Below are 25,179 nucleotides of genomic sequence, written 5' to 3'. Positions count from 1 at the left end.
GTCGGTCGTTACGGCCGGCGGCCGCCGCGCAGGAAACGCCGCAACCTGGTCAGCGGCCAGGTGTTGATGACGTCGTCCTTCGTGAGCCAACCGCGCTGCGCGGTGCCCACCCCGTAGCGCAGGTAAGGAAGATGCGTGGTGGCGTGCGCATCGGAATTCACCGCGAACTTCACACCGTGCCGCTTGGCGCGCAGGATGTCCTCGTCGCGCAGGTCCAACCGCTCGGGATGCGCATTGATTTCCAGTGCGGTGCCGGTCCGTGCGCAGGCGGCGAAGACCGCGTCGAAGTCGGCGTCAATTCCCGGGCGTTTGCCGATCAGCCGCGTGGTGGGATGCCCGATGATCGCGATGCGCGGATTCTCGCAGGCCCGGATCAGCCGACGGGTGAGCGCCTGCCGGCTCTGGTTGAAGTGCGAATGCACCGAGGCCACGCAGAGGTCGAACTCCGCCAGGAAGGCGTCGGGCCAGTCGACGTCCCCGTCCGGCCCGATGTTGAGTTCGGTGCCGTGCAACAGGCGCATCCCGCGGTGCTTCCGGTCCAGCGCGCGGACCTCGTCCCGCTGCGCCAGCACCTTCGCCTCGGTCATCCGCTGCATGGCGAGGTCCGGGGCGTGGTCGGTGACCGCGTAGTACGCGTAGCCCCGGGCGGCCGCGGCGGCGACCATGTCGGCCAACGAGGACAGCCCGTCGGTCAGATCGGTGTGCGTGTGCAGATCGCCCCGGACGTCGCCCTCCGCCACCAGCTCGGGCAGGTCGCCGCGGAGTCCGGCGGCGACCTCGCCCCGGTCCTCCCGCAACGGCGGCGGGATCCAGGGCAGTCCGAGCCGGGCGTAGACCGCCTCCTCGGTCTCCGAGGCCACCGACTCCCCGCTCTCGGCGTCGAACAGCCCGTACTCGGACAGCTTGAGCCCGTTGCGCACCGCGATCGCCCGGGTGCGGATGTTGTGGCCCTTCGACCCGGTGAAGTACTGCAACCCCGCGCCCCAGGAGGCCGGCGGCAACACCCGCAGGTCCACCTGGAGGCCCTTGGTGGTGCGGATCGAGGTCTTCTTGGCGCCGTGGGCGATCACCTCGGCGGTGTACGGGAGCTCCGTCAGCGCGGTCATGAACGGCGCCGACCGCTCCGCCGCCACCAGCACGTCGACGTCCCCGATCGTCTCCCGCATCCGACGCAACGACCCCGCGTAGGTGCACCGCTCGCACCCGGCGATCCCGGACAACTCCCCGGTGATCTGCTCGGCGACGTCCATCGCGGCACTGATCAGGATCCGCCCGTCACCCGCCTTCTGCAGCAGCGCGATGCCGTGCAGGATGTTCTCCTCGGTCCGCTCCCCGAACCCCTTCAGGTCCCGCAGGCGCTCCGCGTGGACGGCGGCCAGCAGCTGGTCCACCGAGGTGATGCCCAGCTCCTCGTGGAGCACCATGGCCTTCTTCGGCCCCAGCGTGGGGATGGCGATCAGCTCCCGCACCCCCGCGGGGACCTCCGCCCTGGTCTCCTCGATCACCGCCACCCGGCCGGTGTGCAGGTACTCCACCACCTTCTCGGCGATCGACGCCCCCACGTGCGGGATCTTCCGCAGCCCCGGCACGTCGAGCCGCGTGACGTCGACGGGGTGCCCCCCGATCGCCCGGGCGGCCTTCTCGTACGCCCGGGCCTTGAAGGCGTCCCCACCACTGATCGCGATGAGGTCGGCGTACTCCTGGAGCAGTGCCTCGACCTCTTCGTTGGCGCGGACCATGTCTCCAGGGTGCGCCCGGGCTGCGGGCGCGGCACGGGAAGCGGGGCCGGGACCGCGTCCCGTGGCCCCGGCCCGGCGGCTGGCGCCGGCGGCCTGGGGGCCAGGCACTTCCTCACCTGCCTGGCGTGGGACCTGGTGGGGTGAGGCGCGTCCTCCGCCGTCTCGACGGCGGAGGAAAAAAAGCCTTTCGGGCGGCCGTGCGGACCCTGCTACGGTGGCCGCGGCAGTGATCCTTCGTAAAGGAGTCCAGACATGGCGGGTGACGACGACATCTCCGGGTGAGACCCGGAGCTGATCGACCACCGGCAGGCGCACCTACGGCAGCGCCGCCGTCGTGGTGATCTCGTCGTCCCCTTTTCCCTGTCTCAGGCGCAGTGCCCTTCGCGCGGTGGCTTCCGCATCGCGGTTTCCCCGTGGAGCGCCCTGCCCACTCTTCCCACGAGGTCCTCCCATGTCCGACGCTTCCGTCATCTGCTCCCAGCTGACCTTCTCCTGGCCCGACGACACCCCGGTCTTCGACGGCCTGTCCTTCACCGTCGGCGCCGGCCGCACCGGCCTGGTCGCGCCCAACGGCTCAGGCAAGAGCACCCTGTTGAAGCTGATCGCCGGCGAACTGCGGCCCGCAGCCGGCACGTTGACCGTGCAGGGCACGATCGGCTACCTCCCGCAGACCCTGCCGCTGACCGGTGAGCCGACGGTGGCCGAGGTGCTGGGCGTCGACGCGGTGATCCGCGCCCTCGACGCCGTCGAATCCGGCGACGTGAGCGAGGAGCACTTCACCACCATCGGCGACGACTGGGACGTCGAGGAGCGCACCCGCGCCCAACTCGACCGGCTCGGCCTCGCCCACCTCGCCCTCGACCGGACCCTGGGCACCCTCAGCGGCGGCCAGGTCGTCAGCCTCGGCCTGGCCGCGCAGCTGCTCAAGCGGCCCGACGTGCTGCTGCTGGACGAACCGACCAACAACCTCGACCTCGAAGCCCGCCACAAGCTCTACGACGTGCTCTCCGACTGGACCGGCAGCCTGCTGCTGGTCAGCCACGACCGGGCCCTGTTGGACCGCATGGACCGCATCGCCGAACTCGACAGCGGCGAACTCCGCCTGTACGGAGGGAACTTCACCCAGTACGAGCAGGCCGTACAGGCCGAACAGGAGGTCGCGGAGAAGAACGTCCGCAACGCCGAGCAGGAGCTGAAGCGCGAGAAGCGCGAGATGCAGCAGGCCCGCGAACGGGCCGAGCGCCGCGCGAGCAACGCCGCCCGCAACCTCAAGAGCGCCGGCCTGCCGCGCATCTTCGCCGGCAACATGAAGCGCGGCGCCCAGGAATCCGCCGGCCGGGCGGGCCAGATGCACGCGACCCGCGTCAACGAGGCGCGGGCCCGGCTCGACGAGGCGGGCCGCGCCCTGCGCGACGAACAGCGGCTCGTCCTGGAACTCCCCGACACCGACGTCCCCGCCGGGCGCACCGTGATCCTGGGCGAGGGGATGCAGGTCCGGCACGGCGGGCGCCACCTGTTCGCGGGGGACGGCGTCGACCTCACCATCCGCGGGCCCGAACGCATCGCGCTCACCGGCGCCAACGGTGCCGGCAAGACCACCCTGCTGCGCCTGATGGCGGGGGAACTCGCCCCGGACGGCGGGAGCATCAAGCGCGCCGACGGGCGGATCGCCGTCCTGTCGCAGCGCCTGGACCTGCTCGACGCCGACCGCACCGTCGCCGAGAACTTCGCGGTGTTCGCCCCGCAGCGGCCGGAGGCGGAGCGGATGAACCTGCTCGCGCGCTTCCTGTTCCGTGGCCCCCGGGCGCACCTCCCGGTGCGCGTGCTCTCCGGCGGCGAACGCCTGCGCGCCACGCTCGCCTGCGTCCTGTGCGCCGAACCGGCCCCGCAGCTGCTGCTGTTGGACGAGCCGACGAACAACCTCGACCTGGTCAGCGCGGGGCAGTTGGAGAGCGCCCTGGCGTGCTACCGCGGCGCGTTCGTGGTGGTCAGCCACGACCAGCGGTTCCTCGACCGGATCGGCGTCGACCGGTGGCTGCGGGTCGCCGACGGCGAGCTGACCGAGAGCGGGGCGCCGCACTCGTGAGCCGCCGACGTGCCGCTCGCGCCCACGCCCGAGGTGCCGCACCCGGTGGGCCCGCAAACGACCACGTTGGACGGATCGCCATGCCCCACCCCCACTCCGCCCTGCTCGCCCACGACGTCGTCCGCACCCTCGGCACCCGCAGGATCCTCGACGGCCTCGGCCGCACCGCCTCACCCGGCCACCGCATCGGTCTGATCGGCGAGAACGGGCCGCAGCGCGTGGACCGAGGCTCCTTGCGGGCACCGTAGTCACCCCTCAAGATGGTGACGTGAATCTGGATCATGTCTTTGTGTGCGGCAACCCCGCCCTGGACTTCGCGGCCACGCTCCGAGCGCGCCGCACCGCGCGGTTCGAGATGTTCGCGACGCCGGACCGCCTGGACGCGTGGTACCTGGAGTCCGGCATCGTCGACGCCGTCTCGCCGGCCCGGCCGGCCGACGTGGAGCGGGCCACGACCGTACGGGAAGCCGTCTACCAGCTGATCACGGCCCGGCGTCGCGGTGCGGACTTCGACGCGGAGGCGCTGGCCGTGGTCAACGACGCGGCCCGCCGGGCCCCCGCGGCGCCGCAGCTGACCCACGCCGGCCGCTGGACGGCGGCGACGCAGCGCGAAGCGCTGTCCGCCGTCGCCCGGCACGCGGTGGAACTGCTGAGCGGCCCGGACGTCCCCCTGCTCAAGGAGTGCGGCGACCCCGAGTGCACCCGCGTCTCCCTCGACCGCTCGCGCGGCAGCCGCCGCCAGTGGTGCGGCATGGAGTCCTGCGGCAACAAGATCAAGGCCGCGGCGTACCGCGCCCGCAGGAAGGCCACCGCCGCCACGGGGTGACCGCGGCACCGGCGCCCGCTGCGGCCGGCACCGGACGGGCGACGCCCTCGGCGGGCGGCATCCCGTGCCGCCGTCCGACGGCGGCATGGCGGGCGGGGCCGGGACGCACGCCGTCGCCGGCCACGGGTGGCCGCGCGGCAGGGCCGACCGGCGTCCGGCGGAGGCCGACGCGTCACCCGATGCGGTGATGGTCGGTACACCGCGTCCACCGGGCGGCGGCGGGCCGCGCCGGCCCCGGTAGGGCCTGGCAGCAGCGGCCCCCGGCGCCCCGCCCGGCAGCCGCAGCCGCGCGACGCGCCCTTCCCGACGAGAACTTTCCGCACCCGCACAATTACGCTTCGTGTCCATGCGGGCTGGGTCACTCACGCGAAGCGGCTGTTCCGTGCCGCGGGCCGGCGCGGTGCTCGCCGTGCTGCTGACCGCGCTCCTGCACGTCCTGGGGTGCGCACACGGTCCGACCGCAGACCCCGCCCTCCGCGCCGACGCCCCGCTGTACGCGTCGTCGGCCCCGCACCGGCAACTCCCGGCGGACGGGCCCCAGGCGACCAGGCCCGGGCGCGGCGCACCCGCCCCCGATCGGGGACCGCACTGCTGCAGCCTGGACCAACCGACCGTCCAACCACCGCGGGACGGCGGCCCGGTCGCCTGGCCCGTGGTCGCGGCCCTGCCCGCCGGGCCCGCCGGCCTCCACCCGGGCGTCGAGCCGTCCGTACTCCACCCGGCCCGCGCGCCGTCCCCGGCGCCGTCCGACGGATCGACGCGGGCGCTCCTGGGCGTGTGGCGGAACTGATCGGCCCCTCGTCGCGCCCGCACCCGGCGGGCCGCGCCGCGACCGACCGTCTCCGCCCCTCTTCCGCACCCACCGGCCGGCCGCCTCCACGGCGCCGACCGCAGGAGAACCACGCCATGAACCACGCCATGAACCAGTCCACGCACCGCGCCACGAACCCGTCCACCCGGACCGATCCGACCGCGCCCCTACCGCCGACCCCGACCCCGACCCCGGCCCCGTTCCCGGCCGACGCCCCACACCCGCGCCCCCTGCACACCCCCGCCGGCCTCGTCGGCGACACCCCCGTCCTGTGGATCGGGGCACCCTTCACCGCCGGCGGCCGCGGCTTCTGGGCCAAGCTGGAGGGCCACAACCCCGGCGGGATCAAGGACCGGACCGCCCTGCACATGGTCCGCGCCGCCCTGGACCGCGGTCGGCTCCGACCCGGCGCCCGCATCATCGAGTCGACCTCCGGCACCCTGGGCCTCGGCCTGGCCCTGGCCGGCGCGGCCTACGGCCATCCGGTCACCGTGGTGACCGACCCCGGCACGGAACCGTTGATGACCGGGCTGCTCACCGCACACGGCGCCGAGGTCGACGTGGTGGCCGCGCCCCACCCGGAGGGCGGCTGGCAGGAGGCGCGCCGCCGGCGCGTCGCGGAACTCCTCGCCGGCCGTCCGGACGCCTGGTGCCCCGACCAGTACAACAACCCCGACAACGTCGCCGCCTACGCCCCGCTCGCCCGGGAACTCGTCGCGCAACTGGGGCGCATCGACACCCTCGTCGTCTCCGTCGGCACCGGCGGCCACTCCGCGGGCATCGGCGCGGTCCTGCGCGACTGCTTCCCCCACCTGCGGATCGTCGGGGTGGACACCACCGGCTCGACGATCTTCGGGCAGCCGGCGGCCGCCCGCCTGATGCGCGGCCTGGGTTCCAGCATCCACCCCCGCAACGTCGCCTACGGCCTCTTCGACGAGGTCCACTGGGTCGCCGCGCCCGAAGCGGTGTGGGCGGCCCGCCGCCTGGCCCGCCACCACTACGCCACCGGCGGTTGGAGCGTCGGGGCCGTCGCGCTCGTCGCCCGCTGGCTGGCCCGCACCCTGCCCGGGGAGAACCGGATCGTCGCCGTGTTCCCCGACGGGCCGCAACGCTACGTCGGCACGGTCTTCGACGACGCCTACTGCCGCCGCCACGACCTCCTCGGACGCCCGCCCGCCGACGGCCCCGACACGATCGACGACCCGAAGGAGCGCACCGTCACCCGCTGGACCCGCTGCACGCACGTCACCGACCCGCTCGCCCGCCCCGAAGGCCACGACCTCGTGGGAGCCGCCCGATGAAGCAGCTGTGGCAGCAGACCCGTTCGTTCCCGCCCGCCGCACGGCTGTTGATGGCCAATCAGTTCGCCATCAACCTCGCCTTCTACATGCTCATGCCCTACCTGGCCACCCACCTGTCCGACGGTCTCGGCCTCGCCGCCTGGGCCGTCGGCCTCGTCCTCGGCGTCCGCAACTTCTCCCAGCAGGGGATGTTCCTGATCGGCGGCACCCTCGCCGACCGGTTCGGCCACAAGATCCCCATCATGGCCGGGTGCCTGCTGCGCACCCTGGGCTTCGGCCTGCTCGGCTGGGTCGACGACCTGCCGGCCCTCGTCGCGGCCTCCGCCGCGACGGGCTTCGCCGGCGCCCTGTTCAACCCGGCCGTCCGCGCCTACCTCGCGGCGGAAGCGGGCGAACGACGCGTGGACGCCTTCGCCACCTTCAACGTCTACTACCAGGCCGGCATGTTGCTCGGGCCGCTCGTCGGACTCGCCCTGCTGGCCACCGACTTCCGGCTCGTGTGCACGGTCGCGGCCGCCCTCTTCGCCGCCCTCACCCTGTTGCAGTGGCGGGCACTGCCCGCACGTCACCGCCCCACCGGGAACGGCGCGCCGGACGGCGTGCTGGCGCAGTGGCGCGGCGTCGTGACCAACCGGCCGTTCCTGCTCTTCTCCGCCGCGATGATCGGCTCGTACGTGCTGACCTTCCAGGTCTACCTGGCCCTGCCGTTGGCCGCGACCGACGCCCTGGGGGCCAGGGGCACGACGGTCACCAGCGGACTGTTCGTCGTCTCGGCCGCGGTCGCCGTGGTGGGCCAACTACGGTTGACTGGCTGGGCCAAGGAGCGCTGGCAGCCCGGCGAGGCCCTGGTCCGCGGCCTGGCCGCGATGGGCCTCGCGTTCGTGCCGCTCGCCCTCAGCCCGCGCGGCTCCGCGACCGCCGTGCTCGTCTCCCTCGTCGCCGCCGTGGTCCTCCTCGCGACCGGGTCCGCGATCGTCTACCCCTTCGAGATGGACACGGTCGTCGCCCTCTCCGGCAACCGCCTGGTCGCCACCCACTACGGCCTCTACAACACCGTCTCCGGACTGGGCATCACCCTGGGCAACCTCGGCACGGGCGCGCTCTGGGACGTCGCGGGGCGCCATCACGCCACCTGGCTGACCTGGGCGGCCCTGACGGCCACCGGGACGGCGTGCGCCGCAGCGGTCGCCGCCCTCGCCCGAACCGGGCGCCTCACCGCACCACAGCCCCGACCCGCCGCGGTGTGAGCCGCGCCCTGCCGGATCGGCACCCCGCACCGCACAACCGACCCGCCAGGCATCGAGCCGGCTTCCCGTCCACCGCCGGGAAGCCGGCGGTGGGCGGTGGGCGGTGGGCGGCCGGTGCGGGGACGCGTCGACCACCGGGCGAAAAGGGCTGGCCGGCCTGATGACCGTCCTGATAGCTTCCGGCTGCCGTGAACCAGTCCGAGGAGGTGAGACCCATGAAGGCGGTCTTCAGCTGGGTGCTCCCCCTCGTCGTCACGGTCGGGCGATCTGCATAAGCGTCGCCGGGAGCGCCTCGACAACCAGGCACTCCCGAAAGGCAACACCCCATGAAATCCCTGCACTTCACCGCCCAGTCGTCCGTCGACGGCATGCTGGCACGCGACTTCACCGTGGGCGGCGTCCCCGGCGTCCTCTGGTCCCCCGTATCCGCTGCGGACCGGGCGCCCCTGGTCCTGATGGGGCACGGTGGCGGCAACCACAAGAAGCACCCGGCCATGTCGGGGCGGGCCGAGCGCCTGGTGGACGCCTGCGGCTTCCACGTCGCCGTCCTCGACGCCCCCGGTCACGGCGACCGGCCGCGTACGGAACACGACGAGCGGGAGATCGCCGCGCTGTTCGCGGCGCGCGCGGCCGGCGAGCCGGAAGGCCCGATCGTCGTCCGCTACAACGCCCACCTGGCGGAGCAGGCGGTGCCCGAGCACCACGCGCTGCTGGACGCACTCCAGCAACTGCCGGAAATCGGCACGGCCGGGCCGGTCGGCTACTGGGGCCTGAACATGGGCACCGCGATCGGCGTCCCGTTCGTGGCGGCGGAGCCCCGGATCACGGCCGCGGTCTTCGGCCAGCACTGGCCCCACGCCCTGGCCGAGCACGCGAAGCGGATCACCATCCCGATCGAGTTCGACCTGCAGTGGGACGACGAGCACCTCGCGCGCCACGACGGGCTCGCACTGTTCGACGCGTTCGCCTCGCCGGAGAAGTCCCTGCACGTGAACGCGGGCAAACACAAGGAACTACCCCGATTCGAGGCCGACAGCGCGGTCCGCTTCTTTGCCCGCCACCTCGGCACCGTGGTGGAGGTACGGGCTTGATCCGACCGGCGGCCGTCCGTTCGTACAGGACGGCCCGGACTCGAGAGCGAGAAGTGCCTGAACACCCCGTCGATGTTCGATGTCCCACCGATGTGTTCAACAGAAATGGACTCAGTGCTGATGGAAATTATCGAGCGACCTGGGGGAACTTCGATTACTGATCCCGTCGAGGAGTTTCAGGGCGCAATCCGAGATGTCTTGGATACTGCCGAGGCGACTTACGGTGTCCAGGATCTGGAGCGAAATCTGGAGCGCGCTCTCGTGCTCCTGCAACGAAATCCCGAGCTGCGGCCACGGTTCGAGTCCGAGCTTGTGTCCCTGCTCGACCCAATTGAGGAAGGCGTCATCGAAGTCGTGTCTTACACCATGCACGAGTTGCGGTGGCCAGTGGTCGAGAGGGCGATCCGGGATAAGATTGCTGCGCCCGGTGTCGATGTCAGTGACGTTCGACTGTATGGCGTGATGCTCGATGCCTTCTCTGACGAGTGGCGCGATCGCGATCTCTATGCCAGATCCGATCGGTAGGGATCTCGTGGCCCGCTGAGCCCGACCCCCACACGGTCATGAATGCGCAGCCCCACCCGATGGAATCTCCCCTGGGTGGGGCTGCGCGCACGTTCCGGTGGATACACGGGAACCTTCCGGCGAAACCGCTGGAGCGTGCCGTCTTTCGGTCCCTGTCTAGAAGAACCCCAGCTTCTTAGGCGAGTAGCTCACGAGCAGGTTCTTGGTCTGTTGGTAGTGGTCCAGCATCATCTTGTGGGTTTCGCGGCCGATGCCGGACTGTTTGTAGCCGCCGAAGGCGGCGTGGGCGGGGTAGGCGTGGTAGCAGTTGGTCCACACCCGGCCGGCCTGGATGGCGCGGCCCGCGCGGTAGGCGGTGGAGCCGTCGCGGGTCCAGACGCCGGCGCCGAGGCCGTAGAGGGTGTCGTTGGCGAGGGCGATCGCCTCGTTGAAGTCGGTGAACGGGGCGACGGCGACGACCGGGCCGAAGATCTCCTCCTGGAAGATCCGCATGTCGTTGTTGCCCTCGAAGATGGTCGGGCGGACGTAGTAGCCGCCCTCCAGTTCGCCGCCGAGTTCGGCCCGGGTGCCGCCGGTGAGGATCTTGGCGCCTTCCTTCTGGCCGATGTCGAAGTAGGAGAGGATCTTCTCCAGTTGGTCGTTGGACGCCTGGGCGCCGACCATGGTGTCGGTGTCCAGCGGGTGGCCCTGGACGATCTCCTCGGTGCGGGACACGCCGGCGCCCAGGAAGTCCGCGTAGTGGCCGCGTTGGATCAGCGCACGGGACGGGCAGGTGCACACCTCGCCCTGGTTGAGGGCGAACATCGTGAAGCCTTCGAGGGCCTTGTCGTGGAAGTCGTCGGCCGTGCGCGAGACGTCGTCGAAGAAGATGTTGGGGCTCTTGCCGCCCAACTCCAGGGTCACCGGGCGCAGGTGCTCGGAGGCGTACTGCATGATCAGCCGGCCGGTGGTGGTCTCGCCGGTGAAGGCGATCTTGGCGACCCGGGGGTTGGACGCCAGGGGCTTGCCCGCTTCGACGCCGAAGCCGTTGACGATGTTGACCACGCCCGGCGGCAGCAGGTCGGCGATCAGGCTCATCAGGAAGTGGATGGAGGCGGGGGTCTGTTCGGCGGGCTTGAGGACCACGGTGTTGCCGGCGGCCAGGGCCGGCGCCAGCTTCCAGGTCGCCATCAGGATCGGGAAGTTCCAGGGGATGATCTGCCCGACCACCCCCAGCGGCTCGTGGAAGTGGTAGGCGACGGTGTCCTCGTCGATCTCCGAGAGGGTGCCTTCCTGGGCGCGGACCGCGCCCGCGAAGTAGCGGAAGTGGTCGATGGCCAGGGGGATGTCGGCGGCCAGCGTCTCGCGCACCGGCTTGCCGTTCTCCCAGCTCTCGGCGACCGCCAGTTCCTCCAGGTGCTGTTCCATCCGGTCGGCGATCTTGTTGAGCACGCCGGCCCGCTCGGCGGCGGAGGTGCGGGCCCAGGCGGGGGCAGCCGCGTGCGCCGCGTCCAGGGCCCGCTCGACGTCCTCGGCCGTGCCGCGGGCGACCTCGGTGAACGACCGGCCGTTGACCGGCGTCGGGTTCTCGAAGTACCGGCCCTCGGCGGGCGCGACGAACTCACCGCCGATCCAGTGGTCGTAGCGGGACTGATAGCTCATCACGGCATCTGCGGAACCGGGGTTCGCATAACGTGCCATGGGGCGGCCTCCCAATCGATCGCGCGGCGCGACCCGACGCTCCGTGCGGCGGGCGGTGGGGGGAGGGTAGGGCCGCGGACGTTGCGCCGACGTTGCGCGGGGGAGCGGTGGCGCGGGGCCGGTGGCCGGGCCGTGTCACCGGGCTGTCGGGGGCCCGGAATCCGCCGGGCGCGCGGGCGCCAGACCGTATTCGGAACGCAGCCGTCCGGCGGCCGCGACGCAGGCGGGGCGGACCGCGGAACGCTCGGGGAGGGCGGCCACCAGCGCTTCTCGGACCTCCAGGTCGTGCTCGCCCCAGGGCGTGAGCGACCAGGAGCGCAACTGGTCCGGGTCGGCGGCGGCGAGCAGGGCCCGGCGCAGCCGGTCCTCCAGCGCGGTGCGCAGCCGGCGGATGCCCGGTGCCTCGGAGCAGGGGAGCAGCGGACCGCGGTAGGCGTCGAGCGCCGCAGTGAGGTGATGGACCGTCACATGTCGTTCGGTGGTGTGCAGATCGGTCTCGACGGGGGCGCCCAGGCGGTAGGGGCGGGAGTGCAGCAGTGGTCCCACCAGGTGGCGCAGCCGGCACAGTTCGGCCCGCAGGGTGACCGGACGCATCTCCCGTTCGCCGTAGAGGAGCACGCCGAGCTGATCGCCGGTCAGGCCCGCCGGATGGTGGGCGAGGAGCACCATGATCTCGCTGTGCCGGCGGCCCAGTCGCAGCCGCTCGCCGTCGCGCACCAGCAGCGCCTCGTCGCGGCCGAGGGCCGTCAGGAACGTGCCCGAACTCCGTTCCTGCGCGGCGAGGTGCGCCTCGGCGGCGCGCGCGGTGGCTTGGACCAGGGCGAGGCTGTGCGGACTGGCCAGGTGGTCGCCGCCGGTGATGTCCACGGCGCCGAGCAGCCGCCCGGTCCGCAGGTCGTGCAGCGGTGCGGCGGCGCACGTCCAGGGCTGCACCCGGCGGTTGTAGTGCTCGGTGGCGAAGATCTGGACGGCGTGGTCGGCGGCGAGCGCGGTGCCCGGTGCGTTGGTGCCGGCGTGGCGCTCGTCCCACCGCGCACCGGCCACGAAGTTCATCTGTTCGGCGCGGCGCAGCACTCCGGAGTGCCCCTCCACCCACAACAGCCGTCCGTGCGGATCGCAGACCGCCAGCAGGTGCGCCCCGTCCTGGGCGATGGTGCCGAGCAGTTCCCGGAAGACCGGCATGGCGCGGGCCAGTGGATGGGCCGCACGGTAGGGGTGCAGCGCGGCCTCGTCGAGTTCGACGGGGACCTCGCCGTCCGGTGCGGCGCACGCCCGTGCCGAGCGGCGCCAGGAGTCGGCGACCACCTGCCGGACCGGCGGCGCCACCGTCCCGTCGGCCAGGAACGCCTCGTGTGCCCGGCGTACCGTGCGGAGGCGTTCGCCGGGATCGGCGCCCGCTTCCATCGCCAGCCAAGGGTTGACCACGCGTCACCTCTTCGATGCGGTTCCGGCCCCGTACGCCGATGGTGCTCGTGCCGGCCGGGGCCGTAAACCCCGCATCGGAACGGATCGGCTCAGCCGCCGCCGGTGGTGCCTGCGGAGTCGGCGTCCGCCCGGAGCCGCAGGCCGTCCGCCACGATCAGGTCCGACGTCACCAGTGCCTGTTCGGCCTTCACTCTCGTCATGTAGACGAAGGGCGGGACGACGGGCGGCACGGGGAGCGTGTCGGGGGTGAAGGTGAGGCAGAGCACCCCCTCGATGCAGCCGCTGAACTTGGTGAGGTAGAGGGTCACCGCTCCCTTGAGGTCCAACGCGTCGGCGTTCAGGCCAAGTTGGGGTCCCTGTCGGTCGTGGGTGGTGAGGCGGTAGTCGGTCAGCGAGGCGGCCTTCATGTGCAGCACCATCACCTTGAGCGGTCCGGTGGCGGTGGGGACGGTGGTGACGCCGGCCAGGGTGAAGCCCTGGGGGGCGAACCGCGTGGTGGTCACGGTCGGCGGGGCCGGGGGTGCCGGGGTCCCGGTCGCGGCGGCCCGTGGTGTCGGGCCGCCGACCGCGGTGAGCAGGGCCAGCGGCAGGCCGACGGCCAGTGCCTTGCTGCCGGTGCCGCGGCGGCGCGCGGGCGTCCGGTCCGCCGGGCCCGTGGCGCCCGGCCCGGCAGCCTCGGGACCGGCGTCCGGCGGTGCGGCGGCGGGCGGGCGCGCCGCCGCGTCCGGTCCGTCCCGCACCGGCGTCCATCCGAACCCCAGCGCACTGCCCGCGATCCCCAGTCCCATCCCCACCAGGAACCCGCCGAGGTTGGTCGCGGCGAACGAGAGCACCGACAGGATCAGCGCATTGATGCTCACGTAGTGGTGCGCGGCCGGCGTGCACCACAGGAACACGCCGGCCACCACCAGTGCCAGTCCGATGCCGAGCGCGGCCAGTCCGCCCAGTCCCAGGCTGACCAGGACGGTCAGTGGGGAGAGCGGCACCAGCGCCAGTTCGACGCCGCCCAGCAGGAGCAGCGCGCCGGCCCAGAACGGCCGGGTCCGGCGCCACCGCCGGAACGCCGCCCGCCGCTGTGGCCAGGGCAGCGTCCGCTCCAGCCGGGCCCCCCACCGCGCCCGGCGCGCCCTCAGAAACACGCCGTGCCGTCCAGGCTGACGCTCACCCGGAGTCCTTTGAGCCTGAAGTTGCCCCCGGTGGCGGACCAGGCGTGCGACTTGACGCCGGCCACCTCGATGTTGCCGGCCTGGAGCCCGAACTTCCCGCTCGGTCCCTTGACGCCGGGCACCGCGTCGAGCGTGCCGGCGTCCCGACCGATCTGGGCGGTGCCGAAGCGGGCGTCACCGACCAGGTCCTCCCCGTCGATGACGAGGCTGTCGGCGCGCACCGCACCGGCCGGACCACCCGCGGTCAGCTTGAACACCACCGTGCCGACCGGGGTCTTGACCCGTGCCGCCTGGCAGATGTCGGTGAGGTTCGCCTGGCCGATGCCCAGGAGGGCGACCGGGTGGCCGTGGTCGTCGGCGTCGCGGTCGGTGTGCACGTACGAGGCGAGCCCTTCGCTGGTCAGCTTGCCCGACGCGACTTGGAAATTGGTCCCGGACACCGCGAAGGAGGCGGCCAGTGCGCCGTGGGCCATCGCGGTGGCCAGCGCGCCCACGGCGAGGACGGCGGGCACCGCCACCGCCGCGGTCTTCTTCCAGGAGGTTCGCCCTTCGGGCGCCCTGCCGTTCGGTGTGCTCACTGCGTCCTCCCCGGGGCAGCGGTCGAATGCGCGAGGGAAGTGCTTCATGGAGCTGTCTGCGGGGGCCCGCCGCAGGTCCGAATGCGCAGGTGACGTTCTGTCATACTGCGCAAAACTCTTGGCAGTTGGAGACTAGGGCGGATTTTGAATAAGAGTCAACAGTGCGGACACGCGGCCTCGCGGAGCCCCCGCGGCACCGCGCGTTACCAGGCACGCCGTGCCGAACTGATAGCCACCGGGAAGAAGCTGTTCGCCGACACCTCGTACGACGCGCTGTCGATGGACGACATCGCGCGCCAAGCCGGGGTCGCCAAGGGCCTGATCTACTACTACTTCACCAACAAGCGCGGCTACTACCTGGCGATCATCGAGGACGCGGTGGCGGACCTCGTCGAGCGCGCCGGCAGCACCTATGACCTGCCGCCCGTCGACCGCGTCCGGCACACCGTCGACGGCTATCTGCGCTACGCCCAGCACCACCAGGCCGCCTACCGCACGATCGTCACCGGCGGCGTCGGCTTCGACGCCGAGGTGCTGGCCATCCGGGCCCGGGTGCGCGCCCGGCTGCTCGGCACCATCGCGCGGGGCGCCTGGGACCGCGCGGAGATCCCGCCGCTCGCCCGCACGGCGCTGACCGGGTGGCTCTCCAGCGTCGAGGGCGTCACCCTGGACTGGATCGAGGAGCAGGAACTCCCGCGCGAGACCGTGGTGGCGCTGCTCGTCCGGGGGCTCGGGGACACCCTCCGGCTGATCGAGGAGTACGAGCCGGACTGCCCGGCGCCGCCCCGACCACCGGCCTGACTCCGGCGGGGGCCGCACACGGCCGAGCGGGCGGGAGGTCGGTGCCTCCCGCCCGCTCGGGCTCCCCGCTTCCCGGGGTGGTCCTGCAACGGGGCGCCGCCCCGTGGACGCCGTGGTCGCGGCTACTTGATGGCCTTGATCAGCTCACCGTCCGCGGTGTCCCCGCTCAGCTCCCAGAAGAACGTCCCGGCCAGTCCCTGGGCGTCCTTGTAGGCCATCTTGGTGCCGATGGTCTGCGGGGTGTCGTAACTCCACCACTGGTCACCGCACTTGGCGTAGGCGGTGCCGCCCACCGTGCCGGTGGCCGGGCAGCGGCCCTTGATCACCTTGTAGTCGTCGATGCCCGCCTCGTACTTGCCCGGCGCCGCGCCGGTCGCGGTGCCGCCCGGGGCGTCCTGGGTGACGCCGGACCAGCCGCGTCCGTAGAAGCCGATGCCCAGCAGCATCTTGTCGGCCGGCACGCCCAGCTTCTTGAGCTTGGCGATGGTGTCGGTGGTGTTGAACCCGGCCTTCGGAATGCCGTTGTACGACGTCAGCGGGGAGTGCGGGGCGGTCGGCCCCTTCGCGTCCCACGCGCCGAAGTAGTCGTAGGTCATCGGGTTGTACCAGTCGACGTACTGTGCCGCGCCGCCGTAGTCCGCGGCCTCCATCTTGCCGCCGTCCGAGGCGTCCGCGGTGATCGCCGCGGTGACCAGGTTGCCCTGGCCGAACTTGTCCCGCACCGCCTTGAGCACGTTGGTGAACGCGTCCTTGCCGCTGGTGTCGCAGGTCAGGCCGCAGGCGTTGGGGTACTCCCAGTCGATGTCGATGCCGTCGAAGACGTCCGCCCAGCGCTTGTCCTTGACCAGGTCGTAGCAGGACTGGGCGAACGCCGCCGGGTTCTTGGCGGCCTCGCCGAACCCGCCCGACCAGGTCCACCCGCCGAACGACCACAACACCTTGAGGTCGGGGTGCAGCTTCTTGAGCTTGCGCAGCTGGTTGAAGTTGCCGCGCAGGCCGTTCGGATCGTCCCAGGTGTCGGCCTTGCCGTCGACGCTCTGGTCGGCGGTGAACGCCTTGTCGTAGTCGGCGTAGGAGTCGCCGATGGCGCACTTGCCGCCCTGGACGTTGCCGAACGCGTAGTTGATGTGGGTCAGCTTGGCCGCGGAGCCCGAGGTCTCGATGTTCTTGACCTGGTAATTGCGGTCGTAGATCCCCCAGTTGGTGAAGTACCCGACGACCTTGTTGCCGGCCGCGGTGGTCTGGGCCGCGGTGACCGGGTGGGTGGCGGCGGCGGGCGACGGGTGGGCGGAGGCGGAGCCGGCGAAGAGGGTGCCGGCCAGGGCCGCGGTACACAAGGCGGTCGCGGTGGCGATCAGCTTCCGCGGCGCTCGCATCCGGTGCGGTCTGAGCATGTCGTCTCCTCGGAGGGGGGCGAGGGTGGAGCATGGCGGCGTTCCGGCTCGCATGCCTGCCGAATTGGCATGAACGCGCGGAACGTTGGAGGAGAACGTAGAAGGACTAGACCAGTGAGTCAATGGTTCGGACCAATATCCCGGTGCTGCCGCACGGTGCCCGAAACGATGCGCATCCACCGGGAAATCGATGATCAACCAGTGACGTCAGGCCGCCGATCGGGCATACTCCTAGCGCCACAGCCGCAGGTCATCGTCTTCCGCGACCCGGAACGCGATCATCGGCGAGGCACGACGGAATCCGGCGCCGCCGCCTACCCCCGCGCGCGTCGCCGCAGCGCCCGAAAGGGAGGAGAGCGCCGCCATGACCGACTACGTTCCCCCGCCGGTGGACCGCAGGCTGCCCACCGAGGAGGCCCGCGACCTGATGGCCCTGGTGCGCGAGCTCGCCGAGCGCGAGATCCGGCCGTCCGCCGCCGAAGAGGAGGAAGCCGGCCGCTTCCCCCGCCCCCTGTTCGCCCTGCTCTCCACCTCCGGCCTGCTCTCCCTGCCGTACGCCGAGGAGTTCGGCGGCGGCGAGCAGCCCTACGAGGTGTACCTCCAGGTCCTGGAGGAGCTCGCGGCCGCCCGGCTCACCGTCGGCCTCGGCGTCAGCGTGCACACCCTGGCCTGTCACGCCCTCGCCGGGTTCGGCAGCAAGGAGCAGCGCGCCGCGCACCTGCCGGCCATGCTCGGCGGCGGCCTGCTCGGTGCGTACTGCCTGTCCGAGCCCGCCGCCGGCTCCGACGCCGCCTCCCTGACCACCCGCGCCACCCGCAGCGGCGACACGTGGGTCCTGGAGGGCACCAAGGCGTGGACCACCCACGGCGGGGTGGCCGACTTCTACACCGTGCTGGCCCGTACCGGCGGCAGCGGCGCCCACGGCATCACCGCCTTCCTCGTGCCCGGCGACGCCGAGGGCCTCAGCGCCGCCAAGCCCGAGCGCAAGATGGGCATGAAGGGCTCGCCGACCGCGCAGCTGCACTTCGATGGGGTCCGGGTGCCGGACTCCCGCCGCATCGGCGACGAGGGCCAGGGCTTCGCCATCGCGCTCTCGGCGCTGGACTCCGGCCGCCTGGGCATCGCCGCGTGCGCCATCGGCGTCGCCCAGGCGGCGCTCGACGAGGCCCTCGCCTACACCGCGGGACGCCGCCAATTCGGCCGCCCGATCGCGGACTTCCAGGGTCTGCGGTTCATGCTCGCGGACATGGCGACCCAGGTCGAAGCGGGCCGGGCGCTGTACCTCAGCGCCGCCCGGCTGCGCGACGCCGGCCTGCCGTTCTCCAAGGAGGCGGCGATGGCCAAGCTCTTCTGCACGGACGCCGCGATGCGGGTCACCACCGACGCGGTCCAACTGCTCGGCGGCTACGGCTACACCGTCGACTTCCCGGCAGAGCGCTACATGCGCGAGGCCAAGGTGTTGCAGATCGTCGAGGGCACCAACCAGATCCAGCGGATGGTGATCGCCCGGCATCTGGCGGGGCCCGAGTCGCACTGAGCCACCGGGGCGGGGCCGGGCCGGCGCCCCGCCCCGCCGGCCCGGCGGGCTCAGCCGCCGTCCCGCCCGGAGGCCGTCCCGAGCGCCTTCATGCCGGTGGCCGTGCCGATCGCCACCACCACCGCGTCCGGCCCGGTCGCCAGGGTGCGGGCCACCGCCACCGCGACCGCGGACGACGGTTCCAGCAGCAGCCCCTCCGCGGCCAACCATCGACATTCGGCCATGGTCACCTCATCGTCCACCGCCACCGCGGTGCCGCCGGTGCGCCACAGGGCGTCCAGCCCTTGCCAGCAGGGCCGTTGCTCGCCCAGCGAAAACGCCACCGTCGGGCCCGAGTCCACCCGCGTCCGCTCCTGCTCGGCCCGGTCCGACGCGCGCAGCGCGGCGGTGAACGGTGCCGCCGCAGCGGGCTCGGCGGCCACCAGCCGGGGCACCTCGGCGATGAGTCCGGCCTCCCTCAACTCCCGGAAACCACGGGCGATTCCGGCCAGCAGGTCCGCCCGACTGGTGGGAACCACCACCGTGTCGATCCGCCGCCCCGCGAAGTCCCGCGCCAGCTCGTGGGCGACCGACTTGTAGCCCTCGTTGGCGTACGGATTCCCGCCCGGCGACGGCGTCGAGAAGCTGGTCAGCGGGTACCACCCGTGCAGCGCGACGGCCTCGGCCATCGCCGCGTTGCGCTCCGCCGTGCCACCCCCTCGCACCCTCCGCTCGGCGCCGAACGCGTCTATCTGCGCCTGAAGTTGGGGCGGCACCGCATCGGTGGTGAACACCACGCAGCGCAGCCCGGCGCGGGCCGCGTAGGCCGCGGCCGCCGCTCCCGCATTGCCCGAGGACGCCGCGACCACGGTGTCCGCGCCGGCCGCCAGTGCCGCCGCCACCCCCACCGACATCGCCCGGTCCTTGTGCGACCCGGTCGGATTGGCGCCCTCGTATTTCAGCCACAACCCGCCGCCTTGGGCGGGGGGTGGGGCGACCGTCGCGGCAGTGGTGCGCAGCCGGACGACGGGGGTGTTCCCCTCGCCGAGGGTGACCGGCGGGCCCGGCACCGGTAGCGCGGTGGGCCAGCCCCACGGTCCGCCCGGATACGCCGCGAGGTCCAGGCCGCTCAGATCCGCCAGCGGGGGCGGGGTGTTGACGCCGACGCCGTCGCGGGCGCAGGACGCACAGCCGGTGAAGCCGTCCGCTGCGCGTCCGCAGCGCGGGCATCGGAGGGGGGCAGGGGGCATCGTCGTCGCTCCTGGGGTCGGGTCCGGGCCACGGTGAACGAGCGCGACCGTAACAGGCGCTATCCCTTCGTGCCACCTACATTCCCCGACGGTGTGGCCGCCTGCCCACATCTGACGTACCGTCATTTTCTCGTTTCCCGGTGATCCCCGTGCGACCGCGCCCAGGAGGGACCGTGTCCGACCGCCCGATCCCGCTCGACGAATACCCGATCCACCAAGCCCCGCTCTCCATGCGGCAGGTGGCGACCAGCGACCGCAACGCCTACGACCGCTGCATCTTCCACGTCCTGGACCACACCGGCCGTGCCCTGCTCATCGCCGGCCTCGGCGTCTACCCCAACACCGGCGTCATCGACGCCTACGCCACCCTCCGCCTCGGCGACCGGCTGCACGCCGTCCGGGCCTCCGACGCGCTCACCGACGACCGCCTGGCGCTCACCGTCGGCCCGCTCACCCTCACCGTCGAGGAACCCCTGCGCCGCATCCGCCTCACCTGCGACCCCGACCCCGCCGACCCGGACGGCCTCTCCTACGACCTGACCTGGACCGCCGCCTTCCCCGCCACCTGGGAACCGCACCACACCCAGCACCGCGGCGGCCGACTGATCCTGGAGGGCCGCCGCTTCGTCCAGGCCGGCACCTGCACCGGCACCCTCCGCGCCGCCGGCGAGCAGCTCACCGTCACCGCGGGGGAGTGGACCGGCACCCGGGACCGCAGCTGGGGCGTGCGCCCGATACCCGGCGAGGACGGCGGCCGGGCCGCCGCCGAGGCGCCGACCGAGGGGTTCCACTGGATCTGGTGCCCGGTCCGCTTCGACGACCGGTTCGTCATGGTCATCGTCCAGGAGGACGCCGACGGCCACCGCACCCTCAACGAGGCGCTGCTGGTCCGCGACGGCGTCCCCGACCGGCAACTGGGCTGGCCGCACGCCGACATCAGCTACCGCCCCGGCACCCGCCACCCCGAACGCGCCGTCCTCCACCTCACCGACCCCGGCCGCAAGCCCCTCGAACTCACCGCCGAGGTCCTCACCTCCTCGCCGCTCGCCCTCGGCGCCGGCTACCCGCCCGCCGACGACTGGCAGCACGGCACCTGGCAGGGCCGCGGCTGGACCGACCGCCGCGTCTACGACCTCACCGACCCCACCGCCCACCCCCGCGCCGCGTACGGCGTCACCGACCACGCCGCCCGCTTCACCCTCGACGGCCGCACCGGCTACGGCATCTTCGAACACGGCAGCTTCGGCCGCCACGACCCCAGCGGCTTCACCGGCTACGACTCCGTCGCCCCGGACCGTGCCCACCGTCCCGGGGAGGCGGCCCGATGAGACCCGCCCCCGACGCCGCACCGGGCCCGGGCCGCGCCCCGGACGCGCCCGCCGACCCGCGCCCCCGGACCACCACCCGCGACCCCGAGGAGCTCACCCGGCGGCTCTCCGCCTGGCTCGCCACCCGCCTGCCCGGCGCCCGCGCCACCGGGGCCACCGTGCCCGCCTCCAACGGCATGTCCAGCGAGACCCTGCTCTTCGACCTCGACCACCCGGCCGCGCCGTCCCTGGAACCCGCGCCGGGCGGCGTCCCCACCTCCTGCGCCCTCCGGCTCGCCGCCGACCCCGCCGCGTACACGATCTTTCCGCGCTACGACATGCCCCGGCAGTACCGCACCATGCGCCTGGTCGCCGACCGCACCGACCTCCCGGTGCCCCGCGCCTTCTGGTTGGAGGAGGACCCCGCGCACCTCGGCGCGCCCTTCTTCGTCATGGCCCGCGCCGCCGGCCGGGTGCCGCCCGACGTCATGCCCTACACCTACGAGGGGAGTTGGCTGCACGACGCGAGCGACGCCGAACGCGAGCGGCTGGAGGCGGCGAGCGTCTCCGTCCTCGCCCGCCTGCACGACCAAGTACCGCTGGACTGCGCGGAGTTCCTCGCCACACCCGGCACCGGTGACCCGCTACGACGCCACGTCGACGCCCAACACGCCTACTACACATGGGTCATTGACGGTCTCCCGCGCTCCCCGCTCATCGAGCGCGGCTTCGCCTGGCTCGCCGACCACTGGCCCGACGATCCCGGAGAGACGGTACTGACCTGGGGCGACGCGCGGATCGGCAACATCGTCTACGACGGTTTCGCACCGGCCGCGATCCTGGACTGGGAGATGGCGGCCCTCGGCCCCCGCGAACTCGACCTGGGGTGGATGATCTACCTCCACCGCTTCTTCCAGGACCTCACCCGGTCCGGCGGGCAGCACGGACTGCCGGACCTCCTGCGCCGCGACCGCGTCGAGGACCGCTACGCCGCACTGACCGGCCACCGGCCGCGCGCCATGGAGTTCCACACCCTCTACGCGGCCCTGCGGCACGCCATCGTGATGCTCAGGGTGGCCTACCGCCAGGTCCACTTCGGTGAGGTGCCGGTCCCGGCCGACCCCGACGGGCTGATCCTGCACCGGGACACCCTGGAGGCGATGCTCGCCGGCCGCTACTGGTGAACCGCGGCGGCCGGCTGCGGCACCCTCAGCTCCGGCGGCGCGAGCGCGGCACCCGGGCCGCCCGCTCACCGGGGCCGCCGGGGTGGGAGAACGGCTGACGGCGCCAGTCCAGGCCCTCGGGCAGCGTCAACAGGATGGCCGCGTCCTGCTCCTGGGCGTCCATCATGTCGTCGGTGTCCGGGGCGTCGGCCGCCGGTCGACCCGAACCCTGGCACACCGTCAGCGCGAACGGGTTCCACGGCGAGGGGCACAGCGCGTGCTCCGGAAGCGTGTCCTCGTCCGCCAGCAGGGCGATCGGCTGCCCGCAGTCCGGGCAGCTCACGCGGTAGATCTCGTAGGTGTCGAAGGGGTCGTCCGCCACCTCCTCGACCGGGAACCCGAAACTGTCGCCCTCCTGGGCGTCGACCTGGGCTGCGGCGGATTCCTGCTTCAGGCGTCGCATGATGTCCATCCCCCTCGGGTGGGCCACTGGGACCGCTGAGTACGTTCGTGTGACCGGCGGTCTCGGCCATCAGCAGCAATGCCCTACATGCCGGGCGCATAATCGCCGGCACCCCGCGGACCCCGCGTCACCGGTGTGGCGTTCCTCACACAGCCCGGTGCATGGGCGTCCACGATCCGGCGCGCGCTGCGCACACGCGCCCGCGCACAGTAGGTTGAGCGGGTGGAGGAGTTGGACCGACAAATCGTGGATCTGCTCGTCAAGGACGGGCGGATGAGCTACACCGACCTGGGCAAGGCCACCGGCCTGTCCACCTCGGCGGTGCACCAACGGGTGCGCCGCCTCGAACAGCGCGGGGTGATCCGCGGCTACGCCGCCATCGTCGACCCCGAAGCCGTGGGCCTACCGCTCACCGCCTTCATCTCGGTCAAACCCTTCGACCCCAGCGCCCCCGACGACATCGCCGACCGGCTCGCCGAGGTCCCCGAGCTGGAGGCGTGCCACAGCGTCGCCGGCGACGAGAACTACATCCTCAAGGTCCGGGTCGCCGCCCCACTGGAGCTGGAGCACCTGCTCACCCGCATCCGCAGCCTGGCCGGCGTCTCGACCCGCACCACGGTGGTGCTCTCCACCCCCTACGAGGCCCGTCCGCCGCGGATCTGACCCGGCCGGGAGGCGACCCCCGGACGCCGGGCACCTCCGGCCAGGGGCGAAACTGTCCGGTATGAGCGAGCGCAACTCCGAGCAGCACCCCTCCCGCACCGTTCTCCTACGGGGCGGTGAGGTGCACAGCCCCGCCGACCCGTTCGCGACCGCGATGGTCGTCGAGGGCGACCGGATCGCCTGGGTCGGCGAGGAGGGCGCCGCCGACTCCTTCGCCGACGGCGTCGACGAGGTCGTCCACCTCGACGGCGCGCTGGTCACTCCGGCGTTCACGGACGCACACGTGCACACCACGGCCACCGGACTCGCCCTCACCGGCCTGGACCTCTGTGGCACCGCCACCCTGGCCGACGCGCTGGACCGGATCCGCGCCCACGCCGCCGGCCGCCCGGCCGGCGGCGTCCTGCTCGGCCACGGCTGGGACGCCAGCGCCTGGCCCGAGGGCCGCCCGCCGTCCCGCACCGAACTCGACGCCGTCGCCGGCGGCCGCCCCCTGTACCTCACCCGCGTCGACGTGCACTCAGCGGTCGTCAGCACCGCCCTGCTCGACCTGGTCCCGGGCATCCGCGACCGGTCCGGCTACCACCCCGAGGCGCCGCTCACCGGCGACGCCCACCACGCCGTCCGGGCCGCCGCGTACGCCACCGTCACCCCCGCCCAGCGCGCCGAGGCGCAGGCCGCCGCGCTGGACCGGGCCGCCTCGCTCGGCATCGGCACGGTCCACGAGTGCGCCGGCCCGGAGATCTCCAGCGAGGACGACTTCACCGCGCTCCTCGCCCGGGCCGCCGAGGGCACCGGCCCGCGCGTCATCGGCTACTGGGCCGAACTCATCGCATCCGCAAAGGAAGCCGACCGGATCCGGGAGCTCGGTGCGCACGGTGCCGCCGGCGACCTCTTCGCCGACGGTTCGCTCGGCTCGCACACCGCCCACCTGCACGCCCCGTACGCCGACGCCCCGCCCGGCTGCCCCGGCACGCCCCACACCGGCACCGCCCACCTCGACCGCGACGCCGTCGCCGCGCACGTCGCGGCCTGCACCGAGGCCGGGATCCAGGCCGGCTTCCACGCCATCGGCGACGCCGCCCTGACCGCCGTCACCGACGGCGTCCGGGCCGCCGCCGACCGGGTCGGCCTGGCCCGCGTCCGGGCCGCCCGGCACCGCGTCGAGCACGCCGAGATGCTCACCGACGCCACCGTCGCCGCCTTCGCCGAACTCGCCCTGACCGCCTCGGTGCAGCCCGCCTTCGACGCGGCCTGGGGCGGCCCCGACGGGATGTACGCCGCCCGCCTCGGTGCCGAACGGGCCGCTGGCCTGAACCCCTTCGCGGCCCTGCTCAAGGCCGGCGTGCCGCTGGCCCTCGGCTCCGACAGTCCGGTCACCCCGCTCGACCCCTGGGGCACGGTGCGCGCCGCCGTCTTCCACCGCACCCGCGCGCACGGCATCTCCGCCCGCGCCGCGTTCACCGCCCACACCCGCGGCGGCTGGCGCGCCATCGGCCGCGACGACGCCGGTGTCCTGGTGCCCGGTGCGCCCGCCGACTACGCGCTCTGGCGGACCGGGGACCTCGTCGTCCAGGCGCCCGACGAGCGCGTCGAGCGCTGGTCCACCGACCCCCGCTCCGGCACCCCGGGCCTGCCCGACCTCACGCCCGGCAACGACCTCCCGCGCTGCCTGCGCACCGTCGTCGCCGGTCGGCCGGTCTTCGACCGGCCGATCGAGTGACATCGCACATGCCGGTGGCGCCGGACACGGTGCCCGAAGCTGCCCGCCCTACCTGGGAAGGCTCGGCACTGACCTGGGACGACGCGAAAACGCCGGAGACGGAGCGACTGTTGACAGCAGGCGCCGGTCGGCCGGTAGGTTCGGCCGAGTCCACCACAGGACGTCCGACCGGGAGACCTCCGCGCAGCCGTCGAACGCAGCTGGGCCATGGGGCGGCGAGCCATCCGGCACACCGCCACTGGGAGCCAGGTCCAGCGCCAGGGCGATGGCGAGGTCGGTCGGCAGGTGCGACCCGGGTGGGGCCCGGCGCTCAGTAGACAACGGCTCTCGGTCGACCCGCAGCCAGCGGATCCCAGGCCGGCCCGAAGGGCGCCGGGCCCCTATCCGCACCCGCACCCCTCGCCGCCGGCACGACGGCGCCCGT

General features: G+C 73.0%; 22 protein-coding genes. 14 read left to right on the top strand and 8 right to left on the bottom strand.

Annotation, left to right across the window (positions count from 1 at the left end; all coding sequences use genetic code 11):
* Positions 1-8 precede the first annotated feature (8 nt).
* Positions 9-1,739 carry a DNA polymerase/3'-5' exonuclease PolX gene (polX, locus tag ABD385_RS00970; protein WP_344572890.1) on the bottom strand — a complete coding sequence of 577 codons (1,731 nt, stop codon included), beginning with the start codon at positions 1,737-1,739 and terminating at the stop codon, positions 9-11.
* A 451-nt stretch (positions 1,740-2,190) separates the two neighbouring features.
* On the opposite strand from polX, the gene abc-f reads away from it, so the two are divergent.
* The 8 genes from abc-f (at position 2,191) to ABD385_RS00930 (ending at position 9,626) form a co-directional block, all read left to right on the top strand.
* On the top strand, positions 2,191-3,825 hold the full coding sequence (abc-f, locus tag ABD385_RS00965) for a ribosomal protection-like ABC-F family protein (protein ID WP_344572889.1): 1,635 nt from the start codon (positions 2,191-2,193) through the stop codon (positions 3,823-3,825).
* An 80-nt stretch (positions 3,826-3,905) separates the two neighbouring features.
* Entirely contained in the window at positions 3,906-4,073 is a 168-nt protein-coding gene (locus ABD385_RS00960; protein WP_344572888.1) for a hypothetical protein, read from the top strand.
* 20 nt (positions 4,074-4,093) lie between these two features.
* Complete coding sequence (locus ABD385_RS00955) at positions 4,094-4,651, top strand: CGNR zinc finger domain-containing protein (protein WP_344572887.1); 558 nt, start codon at positions 4,094-4,096, stop codon at positions 4,649-4,651.
* 346 nt (positions 4,652-4,997) lie between these two features.
* Positions 4,998-5,441, top strand: coding sequence for a hypothetical protein (locus ABD385_RS00950; RefSeq protein ID WP_344572886.1), 444 nt, complete (start codon positions 4,998-5,000; stop codon positions 5,439-5,441).
* A 116-nt stretch (positions 5,442-5,557) separates the two neighbouring features.
* Positions 5,558-6,763: a PLP-dependent cysteine synthase family protein gene (locus ABD385_RS00945; protein ID WP_344572885.1), complete on the top strand. Its 1,206-nt coding sequence runs from the start codon at positions 5,558-5,560 to the stop codon at positions 6,761-6,763.
* Positions 6,760-8,010 carry an MFS transporter gene (locus ABD385_RS00940; protein ID WP_344572884.1) on the top strand — a complete coding sequence of 417 codons (1,251 nt, stop codon included), beginning with the start codon at positions 6,760-6,762 and terminating at the stop codon, positions 8,008-8,010. Before ABD385_RS00945 ends, ABD385_RS00940 begins: the two co-directional genes overlap by 4 nt.
* A 326-nt stretch (positions 8,011-8,336) precedes the next feature.
* On the top strand, positions 8,337-9,101 hold the full coding sequence (locus tag ABD385_RS00935; protein ID WP_344572883.1) for an alpha/beta fold hydrolase: 765 nt from the start codon (positions 8,337-8,339) through the stop codon (positions 9,099-9,101).
* A gap of 120 nt (positions 9,102-9,221) precedes the next feature.
* Positions 9,222-9,626: a hypothetical protein gene (locus tag ABD385_RS00930; RefSeq protein WP_344572882.1), complete on the top strand. Its 405-nt coding sequence runs from the start codon at positions 9,222-9,224 to the stop codon at positions 9,624-9,626.
* Positions 9,627-9,782: 156 nt separating this feature from the next.
* Here the strand turns inward: ABD385_RS00930 and exaC are convergent, their stop codons facing one another.
* From exaC to ABD385_RS00910, 4 genes are all read right to left on the bottom strand, one after another.
* Positions 9,783-11,306 carry an acetaldehyde dehydrogenase ExaC gene (exaC, locus tag ABD385_RS00925; protein WP_344572881.1) on the bottom strand — a complete coding sequence of 508 codons (1,524 nt, stop codon included), beginning with the start codon at positions 11,304-11,306 and terminating at the stop codon, positions 9,783-9,785.
* Positions 11,307-11,441: 135 nt separating this feature from the next.
* On the bottom strand, positions 11,442-12,731 hold the full coding sequence (locus ABD385_RS00920) for a GAF domain-containing protein (RefSeq protein WP_344572880.1): 1,290 nt from the start codon (positions 12,729-12,731) through the stop codon (positions 11,442-11,444).
* A gap of 89 nt (positions 12,732-12,820) precedes the next feature.
* Positions 12,821-13,870, bottom strand: a complete 1,050-nt coding sequence (locus ABD385_RS00915; RefSeq protein ID WP_344572879.1) for a DUF6114 domain-containing protein — start codon at positions 13,868-13,870, stop codon at positions 12,821-12,823.
* A complete protein-coding gene (locus tag ABD385_RS00910; protein WP_344572878.1) occupies positions 13,861-14,475 on the bottom strand; it encodes a DUF6230 family protein in 615 nt (204 codons plus the stop codon). Before ABD385_RS00910 ends, ABD385_RS00915 begins: the two co-directional genes overlap by 10 nt.
* Positions 14,476-14,619: 144 nt before the next feature.
* On the opposite strand from ABD385_RS00910, the gene ABD385_RS00905 reads away from it, so the two are divergent.
* Positions 14,620-15,276: a TetR/AcrR family transcriptional regulator gene (locus ABD385_RS00905; protein WP_344572877.1), complete on the top strand. Its 657-nt coding sequence runs from the start codon at positions 14,620-14,622 to the stop codon at positions 15,274-15,276.
* A gap of 122 nt (positions 15,277-15,398) precedes the next feature.
* On the opposite strand, the gene ABD385_RS00900 is transcribed toward ABD385_RS00905, so the two are convergent.
* Entirely contained in the window at positions 15,399-16,670 is a 1,272-nt protein-coding gene (locus ABD385_RS00900) for a glycoside hydrolase family 18 protein (RefSeq protein ID WP_344572876.1), read from the bottom strand.
* A gap of 364 nt (positions 16,671-17,034) precedes the next feature.
* Between ABD385_RS00900 and ABD385_RS00895 the strand changes: the two genes are divergently transcribed.
* Positions 17,035-18,207 (top strand): acyl-CoA dehydrogenase family protein, encoded by a 1,173-nt coding sequence (locus tag ABD385_RS00895; RefSeq protein WP_344572875.1) that lies wholly within the window; start codon positions 17,035-17,037, stop codon positions 18,205-18,207.
* A gap of 50 nt (positions 18,208-18,257) precedes the next feature.
* Here the strand turns inward: ABD385_RS00895 and ABD385_RS00890 are convergent, their stop codons facing one another.
* On the bottom strand, positions 18,258-19,436 hold the full coding sequence (locus tag ABD385_RS00890; RefSeq protein WP_344572874.1) for a threonine synthase: 1,179 nt from the start codon (positions 19,434-19,436) through the stop codon (positions 18,258-18,260).
* A 173-nt stretch (positions 19,437-19,609) separates the two neighbouring features.
* On the opposite strand from ABD385_RS00890, the gene ABD385_RS00885 reads away from it, so the two are divergent.
* Positions 19,610-20,764 (top strand): Rv3169 family protein, encoded by a 1,155-nt coding sequence (locus ABD385_RS00885; RefSeq protein ID WP_344572873.1) that lies wholly within the window; start codon positions 19,610-19,612, stop codon positions 20,762-20,764.
* Positions 20,761-21,927 carry a phosphotransferase family protein gene (locus tag ABD385_RS00880; RefSeq protein ID WP_344572872.1) on the top strand — a complete coding sequence of 389 codons (1,167 nt, stop codon included), beginning with the start codon at positions 20,761-20,763 and terminating at the stop codon, positions 21,925-21,927. The genes ABD385_RS00885 and ABD385_RS00880 overlap by 4 nt, the downstream gene beginning before the upstream one ends.
* Before the next feature lie 25 nt (positions 21,928-21,952).
* Here the strand turns inward: ABD385_RS00880 and ABD385_RS00875 are convergent, their stop codons facing one another.
* Positions 21,953-22,378, bottom strand: coding sequence for a hypothetical protein (locus ABD385_RS00875; RefSeq protein WP_344572871.1), 426 nt, complete (start codon positions 22,376-22,378; stop codon positions 21,953-21,955).
* A 213-nt stretch (positions 22,379-22,591) separates the two neighbouring features.
* Between ABD385_RS00875 and ABD385_RS00870 the strand changes: the two genes are divergently transcribed.
* Positions 22,592-23,032, top strand: coding sequence for an Lrp/AsnC family transcriptional regulator (locus tag ABD385_RS00870; RefSeq protein WP_016575508.1), 441 nt, complete (start codon positions 22,592-22,594; stop codon positions 23,030-23,032).
* Between the two features lie 61 nt (positions 23,033-23,093).
* On the top strand, positions 23,094-24,755 hold the full coding sequence (locus tag ABD385_RS00865; protein WP_344572870.1) for an amidohydrolase: 1,662 nt from the start codon (positions 23,094-23,096) through the stop codon (positions 24,753-24,755).
* Positions 24,756-25,179: the final 424 nt, after the last annotated feature.

It is taken from the genome of Streptomyces lunalinharesii, assembly GCF_039532155.1.
Lineage (GTDB): Bacteria > Actinomycetota > Actinomycetes > Streptomycetales > Streptomycetaceae > Streptomyces > Streptomyces lunalinharesii.
Note: the sequence above shows the minus strand (reverse complement) of the source record. Positions and strands in the feature narration are given on the sequence as shown.

Excerpts from the sequence above, each read along its gene's own strand:
- polX (WP_344572890.1), bottom strand. The coding sequence starts at position 1,739 with ATGGTCCGCGCCAACGAAGAGGTCGAGGCACTGCTCCAGGAGTACGCC.
- abc-f (WP_344572889.1), top strand. The coding sequence starts at position 2,191 with ATGTCCGACGCTTCCGTCATCTGCTCCCAGCTGACCTTCTCCTGGCCC.
- ABD385_RS00960 (WP_344572888.1), top strand. The coding sequence starts at position 3,906 with ATGCCCCACCCCCACTCCGCCCTGCTCGCCCACGACGTCGTCCGCACC.
- ABD385_RS00950 (WP_344572886.1), top strand. The coding sequence starts at position 4,998 with ATGCGGGCTGGGTCACTCACGCGAAGCGGCTGTTCCGTGCCGCGGGCC.
- ABD385_RS00945 (WP_344572885.1), top strand. The coding sequence starts at position 5,558 with ATGAACCACGCCATGAACCAGTCCACGCACCGCGCCACGAACCCGTCC.
- ABD385_RS00940 (WP_344572884.1), top strand. The coding sequence starts at position 6,760 with ATGAAGCAGCTGTGGCAGCAGACCCGTTCGTTCCCGCCCGCCGCACGG.
- ABD385_RS00935 (WP_344572883.1), top strand. The coding sequence starts at position 8,337 with ATGAAATCCCTGCACTTCACCGCCCAGTCGTCCGTCGACGGCATGCTG.
- ABD385_RS00930 (WP_344572882.1), top strand. The coding sequence starts at position 9,222 with ATGGAAATTATCGAGCGACCTGGGGGAACTTCGATTACTGATCCCGTC.
- exaC (WP_344572881.1), bottom strand. The coding sequence starts at position 11,306 with ATGGCACGTTATGCGAACCCCGGTTCCGCAGATGCCGTGATGAGCTAT.
- ABD385_RS00900 (WP_344572876.1), bottom strand. The coding sequence starts at position 16,670 with ATGCTCAGACCGCACCGGATGCGAGCGCCGCGGAAGCTGATCGCCACC.
- ABD385_RS00895 (WP_344572875.1), top strand. The coding sequence starts at position 17,035 with ATGACCGACTACGTTCCCCCGCCGGTGGACCGCAGGCTGCCCACCGAG.
- ABD385_RS00890 (WP_344572874.1), bottom strand. The coding sequence starts at position 19,436 with ATGCCCCCTGCCCCCCTCCGATGCCCGCGCTGCGGACGCGCAGCGGAC.
- ABD385_RS00880 (WP_344572872.1), top strand. The coding sequence starts at position 20,761 with ATGAGACCCGCCCCCGACGCCGCACCGGGCCCGGGCCGCGCCCCGGAC.
- ABD385_RS00875 (WP_344572871.1), bottom strand. The coding sequence starts at position 22,378 with ATGGACATCATGCGACGCCTGAAGCAGGAATCCGCCGCAGCCCAGGTC.
- ABD385_RS00865 (WP_344572870.1), top strand. The coding sequence starts at position 23,094 with ATGAGCGAGCGCAACTCCGAGCAGCACCCCTCCCGCACCGTTCTCCTA.